This window comes from Bacillus sp. FSL R5-0397 (assembly GCF_038593395.1).
GTDB lineage: Bacteria > Bacillota > Bacilli > Bacillales > Bacillaceae > Bacillus > Bacillus altitudinis.
Map to the genome: position 1 here is coordinate 2931246 of NZ_CP151992.1, position 19356 is coordinate 2950601.

Annotated in this window: 19 protein-coding genes; 5 read left to right on the forward strand and 14 right to left on the reverse strand. The window is 42.4% G+C overall.

Annotated elements, in window-relative coordinates:
• Positions 1–81: 81 nt before the first annotated feature.
• A complete protein-coding gene (fumC, locus tag NSQ70_RS15150; protein WP_017359275.1) occupies positions 82–1476 on the reverse strand; it encodes a class II fumarate hydratase in 1395 nt (464 codons plus the stop codon).
• A gap of 87 nt (positions 1477–1563) precedes the next feature.
• On the reverse strand, positions 1564–1731 hold the full coding sequence (locus NSQ70_RS15155; RefSeq protein ID WP_017359274.1) for a YvzF family protein: 168 nt from the start codon (positions 1729–1731) through the stop codon (positions 1564–1566).
• A gap of 113 nt (positions 1732–1844) precedes the next feature.
• On the opposite strand from NSQ70_RS15155, the gene NSQ70_RS15160 reads away from it, so the two are divergent.
• The 4 genes from NSQ70_RS15160 to NSQ70_RS15175 are packed head-to-tail and all read left to right on the forward strand — an operon-like array spanning position 1845 to position 5874.
• A complete protein-coding gene (locus NSQ70_RS15160; protein WP_072367964.1) occupies positions 1845–3269 on the forward strand; it encodes a spore germination protein in 1425 nt (474 codons plus the stop codon).
• A complete protein-coding gene (locus tag NSQ70_RS15165) occupies positions 3256–4350 on the forward strand; it encodes an endospore germination permease (RefSeq protein ID WP_286067711.1) in 1095 nt (364 codons plus the stop codon). The genes NSQ70_RS15160 and NSQ70_RS15165 overlap by 14 nt, the downstream gene beginning before the upstream one ends.
• The gene (locus NSQ70_RS15170; protein WP_342502246.1) at positions 4347–5468 is read left to right on the forward strand and encodes a Ger(x)C family spore germination protein; all 1122 of its coding nucleotides are present in this window, start codon (positions 4347–4349) and stop codon (positions 5466–5468) included. Before NSQ70_RS15165 ends, NSQ70_RS15170 begins: the two co-directional genes overlap by 4 nt.
• A gap of 37 nt (positions 5469–5505) precedes the next feature.
• Positions 5506–5874 carry a hypothetical protein gene (locus NSQ70_RS15175; protein ID WP_007500307.1) on the forward strand — a complete coding sequence of 123 codons (369 nt, stop codon included), beginning with the start codon at positions 5506–5508 and terminating at the stop codon, positions 5872–5874.
• A gap of 42 nt (positions 5875–5916) precedes the next feature.
• On the opposite strand, the gene NSQ70_RS15180 is transcribed toward NSQ70_RS15175, so the two are convergent.
• The 7 genes from NSQ70_RS15180 to NSQ70_RS15210 all read right to left on the reverse strand — a co-directional run bounded on the left by NSQ70_RS15180 (position 5917) and on the right by NSQ70_RS15210 (position 11289).
• Positions 5917–6552, reverse strand: a complete 636-nt coding sequence (locus tag NSQ70_RS15180) for a response regulator transcription factor (RefSeq protein ID WP_007500305.1) — start codon at positions 6550–6552, stop codon at positions 5917–5919.
• On the reverse strand, positions 6549–7613 hold the full coding sequence (gene liaS, locus NSQ70_RS15185) for a two-component system sensor histidine kinase LiaS (RefSeq protein ID WP_007500303.1): 1065 nt from the start codon (positions 7611–7613) through the stop codon (positions 6549–6551). The genes NSQ70_RS15180 and liaS overlap by 4 nt, the downstream gene beginning before the upstream one ends.
• Positions 7610–8374 carry a cell wall-active antibiotics response protein LiaF gene (liaF, locus tag NSQ70_RS15190; protein ID WP_007500301.1) on the reverse strand — a complete coding sequence of 255 codons (765 nt, stop codon included), beginning with the start codon at positions 8372–8374 and terminating at the stop codon, positions 7610–7612. The genes liaS and liaF overlap by 4 nt, the downstream gene beginning before the upstream one ends.
• Positions 8375–8404: 30 nt before the next feature.
• Entirely contained in the window at positions 8405–9274 is an 870-nt protein-coding gene (locus NSQ70_RS15195) for a DUF4097 domain-containing protein (protein WP_342499203.1), read from the reverse strand.
• Between the two features lie 111 nt (positions 9275–9385).
• Positions 9386–10051: a PspA/IM30 family protein gene (locus NSQ70_RS15200; RefSeq protein WP_096881837.1), complete on the reverse strand. Its 666-nt coding sequence runs from the start codon at positions 10049–10051 to the stop codon at positions 9386–9388.
• Positions 10052–10066: 15 nt separating this feature from the next.
• On the reverse strand, positions 10067–10462 hold the full coding sequence (locus NSQ70_RS15205) for a hypothetical protein (protein WP_047945391.1): 396 nt from the start codon (positions 10460–10462) through the stop codon (positions 10067–10069).
• Between the two features lie 257 nt (positions 10463–10719).
• Entirely contained in the window at positions 10720–11289 is a 570-nt protein-coding gene (locus NSQ70_RS15210; protein ID WP_160758012.1) for a cob(I)yrinic acid a,c-diamide adenosyltransferase, read from the reverse strand.
• A 189-nt stretch (positions 11290–11478) separates the two neighbouring features.
• Here NSQ70_RS15210 and NSQ70_RS15215 point away from each other — a divergent pair, with 189 nt between their 5' ends.
• Entirely contained in the window at positions 11479–12225 is a 747-nt protein-coding gene (locus NSQ70_RS15215; RefSeq protein ID WP_144679193.1) for a 3-oxoacyl-ACP reductase family protein, read from the forward strand.
• Between the two features lie 232 nt (positions 12226–12457).
• Here the strand turns inward: NSQ70_RS15215 and pdxA are convergent, their stop codons facing one another.
• From pdxA to NSQ70_RS15240, 5 genes are all read right to left on the reverse strand, one after another.
• Positions 12458–13462, reverse strand: a complete 1005-nt coding sequence (gene pdxA, locus NSQ70_RS15220; protein ID WP_138826415.1) for a 4-hydroxythreonine-4-phosphate dehydrogenase PdxA — start codon at positions 13460–13462, stop codon at positions 12458–12460.
• The gene (locus NSQ70_RS15225) at positions 13438–14784 is read right to left on the reverse strand and encodes a four-carbon acid sugar kinase family protein (RefSeq protein WP_138278990.1); all 1347 of its coding nucleotides are present in this window, start codon (positions 14782–14784) and stop codon (positions 13438–13440) included. The genes pdxA and NSQ70_RS15225 overlap by 25 nt, the downstream gene beginning before the upstream one ends.
• Before the next feature lie 25 nt (positions 14785–14809).
• Complete coding sequence (locus tag NSQ70_RS15230; protein WP_342502247.1) at positions 14810–16594, reverse strand: PrpR N-terminal domain-containing protein; 1785 nt, start codon at positions 16592–16594, stop codon at positions 14810–14812.
• A 147-nt stretch (positions 16595–16741) separates the two neighbouring features.
• Entirely contained in the window at positions 16742–17917 is a 1176-nt protein-coding gene (locus tag NSQ70_RS15235; protein WP_160758009.1) for an exo-alpha-sialidase, read from the reverse strand.
• On the reverse strand, positions 17917–19320 hold the full coding sequence (locus NSQ70_RS15240) for a sodium:solute symporter family protein (protein ID WP_025207958.1): 1404 nt from the start codon (positions 19318–19320) through the stop codon (positions 17917–17919). Before NSQ70_RS15240 ends, NSQ70_RS15235 begins: the two co-directional genes overlap by 1 nt.
• Between the last annotated feature and the right edge of the window lie 36 nt (positions 19321–19356).

Genomic DNA, 19356 nt, shown 5'->3' on the forward strand with positions numbered 1-19356 from the left:
TGTGACAAACAATCAAACTTCTTTTCTGTGATTTCAGGGAGTTTCCATTAAAAAACCAGAGGCACAGAGGCCTCTGGTGTCTTATTTTGCTTTCGGTGTCACCATTTCTTCTGGTTTCACAAACTCTTCAAACTGCTCTTCTGTTAATAGTTCTAATTGAAGGGCAGCTTCTTTTAGTGTTAATCCTTCTTTGTGCGCAAGCTTCGCAATTTTTGCTGCATTTTCATATCCGATGTGCGGGTTGAGTGCCGTCACAAGCATCAATGAATTGTTTAGGTTTTTCTCGATCGTTTCTAGGTTTGGTTCAATTCCAACGGCACACTTGTCATGGAATGAGTTCATACCGTCAGCAAGCAATTCAACTGACTGCAGGAAGTTATAGATGATGACCGGCTTAAATACGTTCAGCTCGAAGTTTCCTTGGCTTGCGGCAAAACCGATTGTTGCATCATTCCCCATGATTTGTGCGGCAATCATTGTTAAAGCTTCACTTTGAGTTGGGTTGACCTTTCCTGGCATAATGGAGCTGCCTGGCTCATTTTCAGGAATGATCAATTCACCAATTCCGCAGCGAGGACCACTTGCAAGCCATCTCACATCATTGGCAATTTTCATTAAGTCAGCTGCAAGTGCTTTAAGCGCACCGTGTGCATATGTGATTTCATCATGGCTTGTCAGCGCATGGAATTTGTTTGGTGAAGAATTGAACGTTTGACCAGTTAACTGGCTGATTTCTTCTGCCACGTATTTACCAAACTCAGGATGTGCGTTAATTCCCGTACCAACAGCTGTTCCGCCAATGGCAAGTTCTCTCATTTTTTCAGTAGATTCTAAAATCATTTCTTTTGAACGATCAAGCATGTACACCCAGCCGCTAATCTCTTGGCCCACTGTAAGAGGTGTTGCATCTTGCAAATGCGTACGGCCAATTTTCACGATCTCTTGGTATGCTTTTGCTTTCTCATCAAGCGTCGCTCTTAACTGGTCAATCGCAGGCAATAGCTTTTTGTACACAGCTAAAACAGCTGCCACGTGCATAGCCGTTGGGAATGTATCATTTGAGCTTTGGCTGCGGTTGACATCGTCATTCGGGTGAATGCTGAATTCACTATTTTTATCTTTCAAGTAAGCAGTTGCTCTATTTGCAACGACTTCGTTCATGTTCATGTTACTTTGTGTTCCACTTCCTGTTTGCCATACAACAAGCGGGAAATGCTCGTCATATTTTCCACTGATAATGTCATCACATACAGCAGCAATCGCTTCTGCTTTTTCACTTTCTAAGTTGCCTAGACGTTCGTTCGCAATCGCTGTGCTACGTTTCAAAATTGCAAACGCATTCACAACTTCCTTTGGCATTTTCTCAGAACCGATTTTGAAATTTTCTTTGCTTCGTTGTGTTTGTGCACCCCAGAACTTGTCCTGTGGCACCTTGATTTCGCCCATTGTATCTTTTTCGATTCTAAATTCTGTCATTATGTATCCCTCCATAGCTTCATCACTCAACTCTATTCTATACAAAAAACGAAAATCCTTTAAGCGTTTTCAATTAAAATTTTATCTTTATTTTAATTTTAGTTCAATATAAACACGAACATCTTTGGAATATTTGTATTTTGGATTTGTTTTTCCGTAATCTTTTGACGTATAAGTCACCTCATAATGCTTGTCAAACGACTGTAGAATAAGGTCGATCTCCTCTTTTGTTCCTGCTAAACGAATTTGCGCCATCTTCTTTCCTCCAACACCGTGATTCTTTCATATACCACAAAATAATGTAACACAGAATATTGTTTTTTCAAGCAGGTAATGCTAAGAAAAAGAAATTGAGGTGGGTGATCCATTTGAATCAAACTCCATTGAAAGAGCACTTATACGATAATCTCTCTGTCATTCTCCCTCAGTTAAAGGACATGGATGATTTGATCCATGAGAAAAAAACATTGCCTCATGGACAGGTTGTCTACTATTTATACATTAAAGAAATGAACGAAGCGATGCAGATTCAAACCTTCTTAAAGCTGCTATTGCAAGATCATGCCTCTCTAACAAAAGAGAAGCTAGAATCCAATTTATCGATGATGACTACCCGTACGGTAAAAACCTCTGAAGAACTAGTAGATGCTATTTTTCAAGGACATTGTGTCGTACTGATTAATGGATTTCAGCACGCTTATATTTTAGAAACGCACGGAACGAAGAAACGCAGTTTAGGAGATGCTACGTCTGAAACCGTCGCAAGGGGGCCAAAAATTGGCTTCATTGAAGATATCAACACGAACTTAGCTCTCGTCAGACAGCGTTTGAAAAACCCTGATCTCAAAACAGTAGACATGAAGATCGGCGAAAAGAAATACACCCAAGTATCGATCATGTACATTGACGGGATCGTTGAGCCCTCTGTTTTAAAAGAGGTAAAAAAGCGTCTCAAACAAGTCACCATTGATGATATTCAAGACTCAGGCGTTCTTGAGGAGCTCATTGAAGACAATGTGTATTCTCCTTTTCCGCAAATTCAAAACACAGAACGGCCTGATAAAGTCGCATCTGCTTTAAACAATGGGCGCGTCGCCATCTTTGTCGATCATTCGCCTTTTATCTTAATTGTGCCTGCTTCCCTCGCGACGATTATGCAGTCACCTGATGATTATTATGAAAGATGGATCGCCGCTTCTCTTATTCGTTTGCTACGTTTTACGTCCATCTTTCTCACATTGTTTTTATCAGCCATTTATATTGCCCTTGTGTCCTTCCATCAAGGTCTTTTGCCCACAACTTTAGCTATTTCCATCTCAAGCACACGAGAGAATGTCCCATTTCCTCCTATTGTGGAAGCACTCATCATGGAAATGACCATTGAGCTGCTGCGAGAGGCTGGGTTAAGGCTGCCTAATCCACTTGGACAAACAATCGGACTTGTGGGCGGAGTTGTCATTGGACAGGCAGCCGTACAAGCACATATTGTCAGCTCCATTATGGTCATTATTGTCAGCGTCATTGCACTTGCATCCTTTACCTTTCCTCAATATGGGATGGGGATGTCATTTCGTGTCCTTCGCTTTGTGTCCATGTTTACTGCAGCTACATTCGGTTTATATGGACTTGTCCTGTTTATGCTCGTCTTACTCACTCATTTGACAAGACAAAAAAGCTTTGGCACCCCATATTTTTCACCAGATTTTGTGTTCAGTTATAAAAATGAGGACAATTCCATCATCAGATTGCCTTTGAAAAATCAAAAGAAAGGGGAACGACATGGTCAATCATAAAGAGTCGATCACAAGCTATCAGGCAAGTGCCATTATCGCCAATACCACGCTAGGCGCAAGTATGATGATTCTGCCAAGATCAATGGCTCAAGCTGCGCCTACACCTGACGGCTGGATTGCACTCTTACTCATGAGTGTGATATACATTGTGTTCATTTTTGTCAATGTGCTCATGATGAAAAAGGTCTCCTTTTCTTCCTACTATGACTATACAAAAGAAGGACTTGGGAAATGGATTGGCTCACTTGCCAACCTGTTGATTATTATTTACTTTCTCGGCGTTGCCAGCTATGAAGTGCGAGCCATGTCTGAGATGGTGAAATTCTTTCTACTTCAAAACACACCTGTAGCCGTGACGATGATCAGCTTTATTTTGGTTGGTTTTTACCTTGTGATTGGGGGGATTGGTGATTTTGCCCGGCTGTGCCCTTTTTTTCTGATTGTCACACTCATCATCTTATTTGTAGCCTACGGACTTAGTGTACAAGAGTTTAAGCTCGATAACCTCCGTCCAGTTTTAGGAGAGGGCTTCTCCCCTGTCTTCAATTCCTTTAATGCTTCGGCCATTTCGTTTGTCGGCATTGAAATGATGCTCTTTATGCCTGCCTATATGAAGACGCAAAAACACACCTTTGCGTATGGCACCATTGGCTTTTTGATTCCTGCGATCATCTATATTTCCACCTATATTCTTGTGGTTGGTGCGCTTACAGTGAAAGAAACGGCGACTCTGACTTGGCCGACCATTGCATTATTTCAATCATTTGATATTCAGGGCATTTTTATTGAACGGATTGAATCCTTTTTGCTGATCGTGTGGCTTGTCCAGCTTTATACGAGCTTTGTAGGATATACCTTTTTTGCTACGATAGGGGTCATCAAATTGACTAAAGTCCCTAAGAAAATCGCACTTGCCTTGATGGGCATTGTGATCTTCTTTGCCGCACTTTTCCCAAAAGATGTGGATACAGTCCGAGATTATTTAACCTACGTAAACAACTTGTTTTTTCTCCTATTTGGTATACTCCCGTTTCTCTTATTTATCATCGTGTTTTTCAAAAGGAGGCGGAAAACAGCATGAAAAAGAAAGCAGCTCTTGCGCTCTTCACGCTGATTCTATTATGCGGATGCTGGGATAGTACCAATATTGAGGAGCTCAACATGGCAATTGGATTTGCTGTAGATAAAGGAGATGGCGGACATAAATTGAAGCTGTCTATGCAGGTGCTCGTTCCTCAAAAAATTGAGCAAGAATCGAGCGTGAAAGATCCGACGAAGATTATTGAAACAAGCGGTGATTCTATACATCAAATTTTTCGTACGACGGCCCTAAAAACACACCGCATTTTTGCTCAGCAGCTGAGGGTTTATTTGTTTTCTCAAGACCTTATCAATGAAAATAATTTCGATTTGGTCATCAATCAATTCATTCGGGACAATGAAACACGAAGAGGAAGCCTTGTTTTTATGACTTCTGAGAAGCCTGGGGATATGCTGAAAATCAATGACGACGGGCAGCCTGCCTCTTCTACCTTATACGATATTTCTTCGAATACAAAAACGACCATTCGTATGTTCAAGCCCGTTTCCTTAGGAGATATTTCTTCTGCCATGCAAAACAACGTATCTTTTGCCATTCCTAAAGTCAGTGTCAGTCAGGGAAAATTAATGCTGGATGGTGCCTCGATTATTCAGAACAAACGATTTCTCACCAACATCTCTCCTTTAGCGGTGCAGTCCTACAACCTGCTGACTGGAGACGCTAAAGGCGGAGTGATTGAATTCCAATATGAACATAGCATTTATTCTTTTGAGATCTTTAAAATCAAACACAACATCGACACCCATAAAACAGCCAGTGGCAAATATGAATTTGATGTGTCAGTTGAACTCGATGGAAGATTGTCTGAGGATTGGAATGAACGAGAAAACGCATTTAATGAAAAATACCTCCAAGAAATTGAGAAAGTTGTGGCACGTCGACTGAAGGAAAATGTGAATGATTTTATCGGGGAATTACAGCATGAGATCAAAGCAGATATTTGTGGATTTTATCAAAAAGCGAGTATTGCCTATCCGAAGGAATTCCGAAAAGAAGCAAAACATTGGGATGACATTTTCAGTGAATCGGATATTCGTTACAAGGCAAATGTGAAAATCCGTGACTTCGGGACTAAGGGCGCAACACAATCCTTATAGAGTATGTTAAAATGGTAAGAAAAAAAGGGTGTCAATCATGAAACGAGCTTTACTTTCGGCCGGCATTCTATTTTTGATTCTAGGAATACTTCTGTTAGTCGTGGTATTCATGCAATCAAAAGAAGATTTCTTCATTGAAGCCGACAGCTTTTCAAGCACATTTTTGATCGTGATTTATTATGGACAAACCCCTGCGCTCCTTCTGATTGGAGGCGGTTTATTTGTTGGACTTTCACAGATCATTGATTTGCAAGAGAAAAAAGCGGCAGTGGCAAAGGAAAGCGTCAAACTGCTTTCCGAGATGAAGAAAACCCTAGAAGACAAATCGGCCGAGGAGCAGGAGGCTTTTCCAGTTCCTGAGCTCCATCAACTATCCGAACGTCCAATCACAGGACAGAAGGACTAATTTTGCGCATGTTCCAGCAGCTTTCATTTGAAAGCTGTTTTTTTATTGAATCAGCTTATGGCGATGTGCATACACGGCTGCTTGTGTGCGGTCTTCTACATCAAGCTTGGAAAGAATGTTGGTAATATGCGTCTTGACTGTTTTGATGGTAATAAACAATTCCTCAGCAATGACCTTATTCGATTTTCCATCGGCAATCAGCTTTAATATTTCCATTTCTCTTGCGGTTAACGAATCGTGCAGAATGGACCCATTTGATGAATGGCGGAGTTTGTTCATAACCTTTCCAGCTACTTTTGATTCAAGTCTTGGTTCGCCGATACTCGCAGATCTGATGGCATCAGCAATTTCTCCTGCTTTCGATGTTTTTAAAAGATAGCTTAATGCACCAGCCTCAATAACTGGATACACTTTATCATCATCAATAAAGCTCGTCAGTACAATAATCCGAGCATCCTCTATTTCTTGACAAATTCTTTTCGTTGCTTCGATGCCATCCATGCCTTCCATAACAAGGTCCATTAAAATCACGTCTGGCTTTAATTCAACCGCTAGTTCTACACCTTTTTGTCCATCTGACGCTTCACCGATGACTTCAATATCCGCCTGTGCCTCTAAAAAAGCAGCAAGACCCATTCTCACCATTTCGTGATCGTCAATTAAAAGCACTCGAATCATCGAACGTTCTCTCCTTTTCCTTCATCAAAAATGGGAACCTTCACATCAATTTGTGTGCCTTTTCCCTCAAATGACATAATCTCTGCGACACCGCCTACTTCACTTGTTCTTTCTCGTATCGATTCAAGTCCGTAGGAAGCAGTCTTCACATGATCTGTTTGAAAACCAATCCCGTTGTCGATAATTTTCAACTGAACTTGACGGTTCCGAATAAGCAGACGTACTGTCACCTTTGTCGCCTTTGCATGCCTAAACACATTGGAAAGGGCTTCTTGCACAATTCGGAACAGATGGTCCTCCACCCCTTTAGACAGCGGAGCATCATCTTCTATTTCCCAATCAATATCAATTGGCTGCTTTGCCTGAAATTCATTGAGTAGCTCAATCAAGCCTTTTTTCAAGTCTTTTCCTTCAAGGGTGATCGGTCTTAAATGCAGAAGGAGTGCACGCATCTCATTTTGTGCATCGCCAGCCATTCGTTCCACAAGACGCATTTGCTTTAAAATCTTTTCATCCTTTTCCTTCATCCCCTCAAGAATCGCAGACGTCATCATCGAAATGGCGAATAGCTGCTGGCTGACTGCATCATGCAGCTCACGCGCTAGACGCTGACGCTCTTCTGAGACAACCGATTTTTTCATTTGAACCTGCCATTCAGCTCGCTCATTTGAAAGCTTTTGTAAGGAGGCTACTTGCCCTTCCACTCGTTTCGCCATTTCATTTAATTGATCTGCCGCCAAACCAATTTCATCATCACCTAGAGAAGGCAGTCTATAGGCAAAATTCCCATTTTCAAACTTCAAAATCGACTCTACAAGCTGATCCAGCCGCTTCTTATGCTGATAGCCAAACACATGCCCCGCTGATACACCAATGGCGAGACTAATAATGAGTAAAATACAAAAAAACGGGATGCCGAACCACCGCGTAGACAGCAAAATCATAGGATCAAGCTGGTAATAAAAAAACATCGGGAGTGTCGTCATGATGACAACACCAAGCGAGATACCGACTGCAAGACGAACAGATTGCCACTGGATGCCTAAATGCAGTTTCCTCATAAGTACCTCACATCCACATCCCCAATCAGGAGAGAAATGGAGATTTTCACTTTTCGCTTGCTCTCATCATAATCATTTGTCATGACATACACTTTACTGCCGAACCCGCTTCTTTTTTCATCAATGATTTTCATATCACCAATTGCAGCCGAAGCACTCACACATACTTCAATATCCTGAGGTACATAAATATCGACATCTCCGATGAGCCCACTAATGACAATCGTGCTCTCTTCCTCAGCAATAATCGCCTTTGATAAGTCGATTTTGACATCGCCAATAAAACCTGAAATGGTCAAATCGCTTAATTGAAATGGTTTTTTCATCAGCCTGACTTCACCGATGAAGAAATCATGTTCTTTGCGCGGCTTTGTCTGGCTTTTTGTTTTCTTCTGATCGCCCTCTTTTTCAAGATTGACTTTCAGTGAAGGCTTCCCATCGTCTGATGATTCCTTTTTATCGACATCAAAAACAGGTTTGTTTTTCAATAAACGATAGCCCGCATAGATCAAAAAGGCAGCAAATAAATACCCAGTCAAACTAAACGTGATATTTAGTAGAAACTTCAAGAAGAGAAAGCCTGCAAAAATATAGGAAACCGAACCGAGCCAACGTTTAGATCGAGAGTGCAGCCAATAACCAGCTAGAGCAAAAAACACTGGCCAAAATAAGTCTGCCCCAATCCCAATAATTTTGAGAAAAAGATTTATACCGAAAATCACCACAATGATGCCTAAAATTTGATTTCTAGAAAAACGCAGTTGACTCGCCTCCTTCCTTTTTACGTTTGTTTACCGCAATTTTAAGCTTCCGCTTGTCATCTCAATATCGACTAAGTGTGTCCCTTTCCCATGCGTGCCTGTAAAACCTCGGCCTTCACTGTCCGCTTGGTCAAAATCATACGAATGATCAATACGTCCACTCGTTTTTTTCACTTGGACTTTGAAATCTCCCTCATCTGGCAAGTTAAATTTCGCACTGCCTGATGTCATGTGAAAGTCGACTGGTGAATCAATTGTATCAAAGCTTGCTGTCAGCCTGCCGCTTGTCATGCCTAATTGCAGCTTTCCTTTTACATCTTGAATATCAGCACGACCAGAAGTGGCACCAATATCACTTTCCTTCGCATCAATATGAGACACTGAAAGTCTGCCAGAAGTCGCTTTGATTTCCACACGATTTGCTGAGAAGTTCTCAGCTGTGAGGTTTCCGCTCGTTGATTTGAGCGTCACATCTTGAAGAGACAGCTTTCCTTCGCCATTTACTCCGCTCACGCCGATTCCACCTGTTATTTTCACATCTTTATGATAATCTGTTGGAATTTTGACTAAGAGTTCTCCTTTTTCAAATGCAGAGAAAAACAAAAATCCTTTATTTTCAGCACGGACTTTGAATGTTCCGCCTGTTTGTTCCGCATACATTTTCCCTTTTCCATTCACAACCATCACAGAAATATCCGAACGATCTTCCGGCTTCACCTTGATGCGAAATCCAGAAAGAGAGATATCTAATTGTTCAACCTCATCCTTTTTCGCTGAAGCTGTTGTGACCGCTTTATCACGAGAAAAGCTCAAATGAAAGAGATCTCCATTTTTGAAAAGCATCCCAATCATCAAAAAAACACCAACAAGTATACAAATTAGACCAATGAACCGTTTCATTTATATCATCCCTTTATCCTTTGACCTTTTTATTATAAGGAAAAGCGAAACAGAAAGAAATCAAATAACGGAAGAAAAATCCTGTTTTTCTTCCGTTTTGACACATTTCCATTAGTTTGCCGGCTGTTTCTCAAGCTGCTTTGATCGCTTAAGCTTTTGCCATTCCTTTTCAACCTCATCAGCGTAATCAAGATGAGCATATGCACCCTGATCGCCAAATTGTGCATAACTGCCCGCTTTTGTCTCCATTTCCTCTATACGGTTCTCCATGCGTAGAAATTCTTTATAAGCACTTTCACTATCAACCTTATTCATAGATTCATTCATATGCTGCTTTGCCTGTGCGGCATTGGCTCTTGCAATCAGCGCTTGCTTCTTGTCTTTAACATCACGCAGCTTTGTTTCTAGATGCTGCAACTGTTCTTTCAGCTCTTTCAGCTGTTTAACAGATTGCTGATAGGCTTCTTGATATTCGTTGTGCTTTTCTTCAAAATACTTCATTTCAGTCAGTGCTTTCCGTGCAAGTTCTTCTTCTCCTGCATGAAACGCCAGCTCCGCCTGTTTCTTTCGCTTATCAGCAAATTCTTCTGTTTCTTCTGCTTTTCTCAAGAAACCTTGCTGAATGGTTTGCTGTTTAATGATCGCATGCTTTGCTTTGGCAATATCGTCCTCCATATCACGAACATATTGATTCAGCATGACACGCGGATTCTCCAATTTATCTAAGCCTTCATTGACTGTTGCAACAAACATATCACGTACTCTTCTTAATACCATTTCATATTCCTCCCTTTATTTTTTCTTTAAAAAGTCTTCCCATTCTTGATCAAATGACGTGTGCATAGTTTCTTCCATGTTCGGTGCCGTGTTTGGCTCCATATATGTTGTTCTGCCGGATGATTCCTTTGCAGATTCACCATTGATCATCTTCCAGCCAAAGTAGAGAAGTACTCCAGCAAATGCGATTCCGAGTAAAAATGGCAGCGACTGTGCGACGAGCAATACACCGATAATAGAGAGTATGACCCCTGTTGTTTTACTGCCTTTATCATATTTTTTGACACCTACATAAATGAGCCACGCCCCAATCAAAGTCGGGATCAGCCCGCCCAATGAACCACCAAAGAAGATGGATAAACCGATAAACATCAGGATTGAACCGATGATGGTTTTACTTGTGATTTTCATCTTCATGCCTCCTTTCTTGCTCCTTGCTTTAACTATAGTCAAAAAAGGAAGCCGACAAAACGTGTCGTAGATTGATCTTTGATTGCGACCAGAGTCGTAACATGGCTCAGACTGAACGGTTGAATCCATAGAAAAAGCACTCTTCGACTAGAAGAGTGCTCAGATTATTGACAAAGGGCTAAAATGAACTTGATTTTAGCCTTCGTCTTCTTTTCAGCGTGTAGGTAAACCCTCTTCGACTAGAAGAGTGCTTTTCCTCATTTAGAACGAAACACATCTGCACTTCGTTCATATTCAACATCCGCTTCACCAAGCCGATGATTCACAATACGGGCGGCAGCAAATAAATAGTCGGATAGACGGTTCACATATGTGAGCGTAACTGCTGGAATTTCCTCCTGCTTTGCGAGTGTCACAATATGCCGCTCGGCTCTCCTGACGACTGTTCGCGCTACATGTAAGAGGGCAGCACCTTCCTGGCCGCCAGGTAAAATAAATTTAGTCAGCGGTGCGGCTTCTTCTACATACACGTCCATTCGCTCTTCAAGGACTGTGACAGAATCTTCTTTTAACTTGCCTTCTTTCGGTGGTTTCACCGCTGCTAAATCACCGCCGCAGTCAAACAGTTCATGCTGAATGACCATCAGCTCAGATAGAATATCTTGAAACAATTCGCCATGCTGCCTTAAGTTTGCATGGGCTAGTCCAATCAAACTATTCGCCTCATCTAATGTACCGTACGCTTCTACCCTTGCGTCATCTTTATCAGCCCGCCCGCCAATCAAGCCTGTTTGACCTTGATCTCCTGTTTTTGTATAAAGTTTCATTGAGGTTCCCCCTTATCCATTGCTTGTTCCTTTTAGTATACCCTGAAGTGGAAAAGATGTATTTGTTTTATTATGAAACACTTTTATTCAAAACCTCTTCATTTCCACTTTATATGTTGAATGATGAAACATCACATTTTATAATAAATGAAAGCGCTTTTTAATTATGACAGATGGGTGGGATGATAGATGATTTTACAAAACAAAGTAGCAATCATTACAGGTGCAAGCAGAGGGATTGGCCGCGCCATTGCGGAGGCATTTGTCTCTGAAGGAGCTAAAGTGGTGCTGAACGGAACGAATGAAGTGCTATTGCAAGACGTTTGCTCCTCTCTGAATAAAGAAGAGACACGCGCTGTTTCTGTCGCTGGTGATGCTAGTTTACCAGCGACAGCTGCCTCCCTCGTTGAGAAGGCAAAAAACCATTTCGGACAGATTGATATATTGGTCAACAATGCTGGGATCAATTTGCGGAAATCAACAGTCGATACATCTGTTGATGAATGGAAAAGACTAATTGATATTAATTTGACGGGTACGTTTCTCATGTGTCAAGCAGTCATTCCTGACATGATCAAACAGCAAGGCGGGAAGATTGTCAACATGAGTTCAACTACTGGCAAAACCCCTCATCACAATGCATCACCCGCTTACGGCGTTTCAAAGGCAGGTATCAATTACTTAACGATGCATCTTGCCAAAGAATTAGCAGCACATCACATTCATGTAAATGCTGTCTGTCCTGGGCCAATTGAGACAGACATGAGCAAACAGTGGAGTGATGAATACCGTAGATCTGTTTTAGAAAGAATTCCTCTGAAAACAATTGGAACACCGCAGCAAGTCGCAAACGCCGTTACCTTTTTAGCCTCTGATCAGTCAGATTTCATCACAGGGGAAACCATCAATATGAATGGCGGAACGTATATGAACTAAAGAAAGAGCCCCATTGGAAGGCTCTCAGATTGTTGACAAAGGGTTAAAATGAACTTTATTTTAACCCTTTGTCTTCTTTTCAGCGTGATAGAAAACCTTTGCAGTCTAGGAAGGACGAGCATCGGCGCGGAGCGAATTTGACATTCGTGAGCACCGAAGCGCAGGACTGACACCGAATGCGAGGGTTTGTCTACACGCTGAGAGCCTCCATTTGAAGGCTCTTTCTCTTTTACTATCGGTTCTCTCTCGTACCAGAAAGCATGATTGCCTGCCGAATGGCTTCTTCCATACTCGCAGAATCAGCCTTTCCTGTTCCTGCAATATCAAATGCCGTCCCATGATCGACACTTGTACGGATTATAGGCAATCCAACTGTAATGTTCACGCCTGATTCTAAGCCAAGCACCTTGATTGGTCCATGCCCTTGATCATGATACATCGCCACAACGATATCAAAGTCGCCTCTTGTCGCCCTAAAGAACAGTGTATCAGCTGGTAGCGGGCCAAATACTTGAACCCCTTCATCCTGCGCTCGTTCTACCGCTGGAATGATCTTCTCCTCTTCTTCTCCATTTCCAAACAGACCATTCTCCCCGGCATGCGGATTAATCCCGCACACAGCAATTCTAGGTGCAGGGATACCAGATCGAACGAGGGTATCATGAGCCAGTTTAATCGTTGTGTATACACGCTCAGGATTGATTTTTAAGATGGCATCCATTAATCCGATATGTGTCGTCACATGCACCACTTTTAAATTAGGAGCTGCCAGCATCATGGCATAATCGTCCGTACCTGTCAGGTCAGCTAAAATTTCTGTATGCCCTGGATACATATGACCAGCCTTATGAAGTGCTTCCTTGTTTAACGGCGCTGTACAAATGCCGTCAATTCTACGGTCATTCGCAAGTGTAATGGCTTTTTCAAGATATCGAAAAGCGGCATTCCCTGCTTCTTTTGAAATCTCTCCTACTGGAATATCGCTTGTTAATAGATGAAGATCAAGACAAGGAACGGCACCAGATTTTACTTGTTCCGCTTCCTCTGGTTCTTTAATACTGACAATCTCCACATCTGTATTCACAAAATCTTTCGCCCTATTTAATATATGGGTGTCTCCAATGACAAATAGAACGGCTTCTTCATGTAAACGACTTTGCTGGAAGGCTTTTAAAATAATTTCAGGACCAACCCCAGAAGCATCTCCCATCGTTACAGCAATGATTGGTTTTGCCATTCGTCTACCCCCTCTATGTTTTTCAACACTTCAACCGCATGGAGCACAGAATCTTTTTGACCATATGCCCCTGCTTTTGTGACCGCATATACACTCGTATCAACGAGCCGCCCAAGCGGGATGCCGGGTTCAATTTCTTTCAACAGCTGAATCCCGCCTGCTCCAAGCTCATGGCATATCGCACGCGCCGTATCTCCACCAGTTAAAAAAAGGCGTTTCATCCCTGTTAATTCAACAATGTCTTTTGTGATCTTACCAAGACAGACAGATAAGGTACTTCCTACTTCTTGTCTTGTCATGCCATTCGCTTCACCGTATGCCAACATCTGTTCAACCATTTCTGGCCTTGCGTCTGTATAAAGGAGAATATCTTCATCCTGACGCATGAGCAGCTGATCCATGACTGATTTCCTTTCCCATGCTTCACGGCCGTTTAATACATTCAACGGGTTCACTTTCACCTCGAGACAATCGTGTTTTTCTCTTAAAAAAGCAAACTGCTCATTTGTTTTTTGAGAAGCACTTCCTGAAACGATGAGAACAGATTCATGCTTTTTTGCATGAGAAAGATTGCAGTGTTTCGCGACATAGGATGATAATGCGCCAGCGAGTCCGGCTGACCCGACCCAAAGCACTCTTTGATTGATCTTCATAAACAAATCAACGATCTGTGTTAAATCATTGTTCGTTTCTGCATCACACACAAACCATTGATGACCATGTTTTAATAAAGATGAAATGTCATGACTCGTTTCGTTTAGCTCTGAATAGACCGCTTGCTGCGAAAGATGTTTTGGCTTGATGTTTGTCTGCTCGTCAATTAAGTCTGAAATACTGGATGTCAGGACAGGCGTTTTTGGGTCCTTCGCTGCTTCTGATAGATGAACAGGCACACCCTCCACATAATGAATCCCATAGGCCGTAGATCTATTCGCATCGGGGTAAGCGGGGGCAATGACTGCCGCATCAAACCGGCCAAGATCCATTAGTGCCTGAAGCTCTACTCCTATATTTCCTCTTAACGTTGAATCTATTTTTTTAAAGAAAAGGTGCGAATCCCCTTGTAGAAACGGCTGAATCACTTGACTGACCTCATTATACGCTCTTTCAGAAGACATACTTCGTGAGTCTGTATCGACAATCAGTACATCTTCCTCCTTGTACCGGCTCATATCCTCAAGTGACGGCTGGAACAGCACAGAGGCTTTTAAACCGGCCTTCACAAATTGAACACCTGTATCACTTGCGCCTGTTAAATCATCAGCCACAATGATCACCTTTTGCTCTAAGTTCGCTCCTTTTTTTAATAGATCGTTTGTCATTTAGACACCTCGGTCTCATTGCATATTATTCCTTTAGCTTTCTCCACAGCGTCGTGCGGTTAATATTTAGCCGCTTTGCTGCTTTTGATTGATTCATATTTTCTTCTTCCAGCACCGTCCGAATGATTCGTCTTTCAATCTCGTCAAGCGTGCCATGTAAATAGCTGGACAGCTGTTTTTCTTCATTCTCAGAAGCAAGTTGCTCAATTGCCGGCTTTGCTTTACTCAACGTGATATATCCACTTTTTGTTGTCAGCACCAGTTCTTCCATAATCCGCTTGAACTGCCGGACATTTTCTCTAAATCGCTCGTTTTGAAAGGCGGCAATCACTTCTGCTGACAGCCCAACAACCTGCGTCCCATAAAGAGAATTTAATTCAGCTATAAATAACCGGCTCATATCCTCAATATCTTCTGCCCGTTCAGATAACGGCGGGACATGAATGACGAGCTCCTGCAAACACGTATATAGGTCTTCATGAAACGCCCCAGATTGCATCAATTTGAACAAATCAACTGTAGATGCAGCCATCCAGCGAATGTTCTGCTGATGATGAATAAGCTGCTCGGCCATGATGGACTGCATAGCCATTGGGACACGATCAATATCCTTCAGAAAGATCGTCCCTTTTTGATGCACCGGAATTATGTTTACATCATCTAATTCAGTCAAACGGCTGCAATGCACCGTCATAAAGCTCTCATTTTTCCTCTCGCTCATTTGGTGAATAGCAAAAGCAAGGCTTGATTTACCAGTTCCTTGTTCACCATAGAGACAAATCGATCGATCTGTTTGGCTGAACGCCTTTGCCCTTTTAATCACATCTTTCATATTTGAACTCTGCTCAGTAAAAAGAGCAAATGGATGTGCTGAATGAACAGGTGCAGCCAGCGTCCATATACGCTGCCCCTCCCTATTAATCACAGCAGAAGGCTTCTCAATCGTCAAAAGCAGCTCACCTTTAGATAATAAGCTTCCTTTGACATGCCACACTTGCTGCTGAAAGGAGATTTGAGAATATCCATTTTGTTTTCCTTCTCGAACCGCTTTTACTGCTGGTTCAAGCGCCGGGCACCAAGCCATCACATCAACATGAGACGTAAACGGTGCAAATAACCCTTTTTCTGTCCATTCTTTCATTTGTTGATTGATAAAATAAAGCTGATTGTGCTGATCAATGATCAGCATCCCTTTTGACTCCTGATCAATCATTTCACGAAAGAGGCGCTGCTCAGCTGTCGCCTCTTTATATAAACGGTACATTTGTTTTGCTTGATGAAACGCTTCTTTGACAGATTCACGTCCTGAGGTAATGAGCATGCTTTGCATCCCCAACTCCTTGGCCGCTTTATCTGTAATCACATCCCCCAGCACAACCTGTGTCCCTTGTTCCTGTAACTGCTGTAAAAGATCCCACACTTCTTCCTCTTGCTGTATCGTATAAATATCAATTTTGATCCCGTATAACTCTCCGATGGTGCGTACACCTTGTGTAATATTTTCAAATCCAACAACTGCTTTTTTCCCTTGGTAATCTTTAATCAGCGTGAGGGCACGAAGCAAGTCGTAGCCTGACACAGGGATATCCACCACTGGAATGTTGACGTGTTTTTGAATAAGCGCAGCTGTCCCCCCGCGGCTCATAATAATATCCATTCCTTGAGCCTCGGCCTGTTCTGCCAGTGCAACACCAGACCTAAGATCTCCGACTTCAAGCTGGAATGTGATGCTTTTTTCGTCTTTGGCAAGGTCGATTAATACATCGCCTAATCCTTTATACGGCGCAATACCTAATACTTTTATATTCATGAAAAGGACCCCCCATTTTTTTTCTCTTCATCGTGAGACATGCGTTGAGGGAGTCCAAATGTTAGCAAATTGAGACAACCCTCCAAACATCAATTATAAATGAAGAAAATGAGGGTTACAATTCACGGAAACACTGATCCCTTGCGGTTAAGACGTGTGATGAGTCCATTCTTCTTTCACACACACATACTTGATGGCCTGCCGGTAAAAAGTAAACGCAATGTGCAGACTACCATCTTTTCCTTCTGTGATGGATGGATAGGAATACTCTCGATTCAATTTGTCCTTTGAGTTGTTTGTCATGGCATATCCATCGCCAATTTCAAGGTTACGTCTGACGGGCCATGTCGCACCATCATCCGTCGAGATGGCAAGTGTCATTGGCGCACGCGGTGTTCCCCAAAAGGCTGGACGCGCCTCTGTATCAACAGCCGTTCGTGTATCGCCTTCATCCTCAATCTCATCATACAAGGACGCTCTTCTTTCTGTTTGATCATCCGCATTGATATGGTTATAAACGAGGGCAAGATGACCATTATGGAGCACCGTAAATTGAATGGATGAGTTATTGTTTGGCAGCTCTGTTGCTCTTGGCTCAGACCATGTCCGTCCATGATCTACTGAACGGCTCATATAAATCGAATCAGCAAACCGGCTTCTAAAGAGGGCAAGCAGGGAACCATCCGCACATTTTCCGATATTCATATGAACACAGCCAGTACTGTTTGGCACAGTGACCTCTTCCCAGGTCTTCCCTTGATCTGAGGAAATCTTCACAGCACTGACATCACGGTTTCCTGTCCATTTTACGCCAGGAATCGTTTTACAATAGAACACCGGAAGGAGCCAATCATCATTATCCAATACAACAATAGGCTGTCGTATAAACGTCCCCGGCTGATCAAATAAAGTACCAATCTCTCCCCAAGTCTCTCCTCTATCCTCCGATAAACGATATCTCACAAGAGCTGTATCTTGATTGCCAGAAAGTTGTGCTGTATAAAGCAGCCACAGCCTGCCATCTTTCTCTTGAAAAAGAACTGGATTTTGTTCAGATCGTGTAGAATCATCAGACAGCTTCACAGCCTTCGTCCATTGATTACTTCCTTGCTTGAGCCTTGACATATAGATAGAGATATCAGGAATTCCTTCTTGCGTACCGCCAAACCATACACACAGCAAATCTCCATTATCCAGCTCGATGAGATTAGCCGCATGGTTTTGCACGCAATCTGTTGGTAGAAAGGCTTCTTTTCTTGCTGCGTCTTGTTCATTTTGTCGCAATTTTCCATCTACTTTGATCATGATGTCTTCATTTGTCATCATAATTCTCCTTTCAGTGATTGATCCTTTTTAGCTGGCGGGCTGATCCATCGATCCATCACCAGAACTAGGAAAGGAATGATAATGGCCACATACATATTATCGATTCCAAATGGATTATCGAGTAAATACCACACCGTCGTGGCGATGCCTGAAGCGGCAAGACCAATGGTTGCTCCTCTATTTGAATTAAAGTATGGCAAGTAAAAGCCCATTGCTGCTACAACTGCAATCGATGTTCGAAGTGCTCGTGTAAAAAAGGAAAGTGACAGCAACTCTGGTGCAAGTGCGACCCCCACAAGCGGCACAATCCCAACCATGACAGCTACATACCGAGTCACCTTCATACGCTGCTCTGGTGATGGTTTCTTTTTCGGTACATAAAAGTCATCAATAATCAACGTGGTTGTAGCAAGTGCAACCGTCGAGACACCAACAAAAATGGATGCGACAAGCGATGTTGCCACAATAGCGCTCAAAATCGGATTCATATGCTGTAAAAAGACAGGGAAAGCATAAATAGGGTCAATGTCTGGATACAAATAACGGGCTGCGACACCGATGATCCCGATCGCAATGGCAAGCGGCAAACAAAGGAGTGCTGCATACAGGGTCGATTTTTTCGCTTCTCGCTCACTTTTCGACGAGGTGATCGCTTGAATGATAAACTGCGTCGCAAAAATGGCCCCCATGTTTCCTATAAACCAAGCTCCAATCGTTCCCCAACCGATGGTCCCATCCCATGTAAAGAAATGGTCGGGTAATGTTTGTTTCATTGGCTCAAAGCCTTTTGTTAAATAAAGGGCTACCCCTAGTGTAATTAAAATCCCCGCATACTTCACAATTGAATGAAGGATCGTGACCCATGCAACCCCCTTCATTCCTCCGAAAGTAAAATAAAATGTACTCACAACCGCCGTGATGATGGCACAGGTCATTAAAGGAAGGCCAAGAATGGATGCAATGGCAGCTGAACCACTTAAATAGTTTCCTAGATTCACTAAGAGCAGGGCTGCAATCATAATGACAGAGACAACAAGCTTTGTTGATTTTCCAAATTTTTGATCAATAATACCTGAAATCGTGTATTGTCCTGTTCGATAAAACTTTCCCACTAAGAAAAAGGAAAAAATAAAAAAGGCAATAGCAACTGTGATAACAGACCATGAAGCGGAAAGCCCGTGTGTAAAAGCAGATTCAGCTGTTCCGACAGTTGACTTCGTCCCAATGAATTCACTCATTAACAAAATACCGACCACAATAGCTGGAAGTGACTTAGCGGCATTGTTAAATTCTGAGTTAGACTTACTACGGAAACGCATCGTCAGCCAGGTCGTAAACAGAATATAGAGAATAATGACGATTAAAATAAATGTGATGACAGAACTGCTTAAGACATTCACTTAAAATCCCCCTTTGTGTGCAAGCCGTATGAAGCA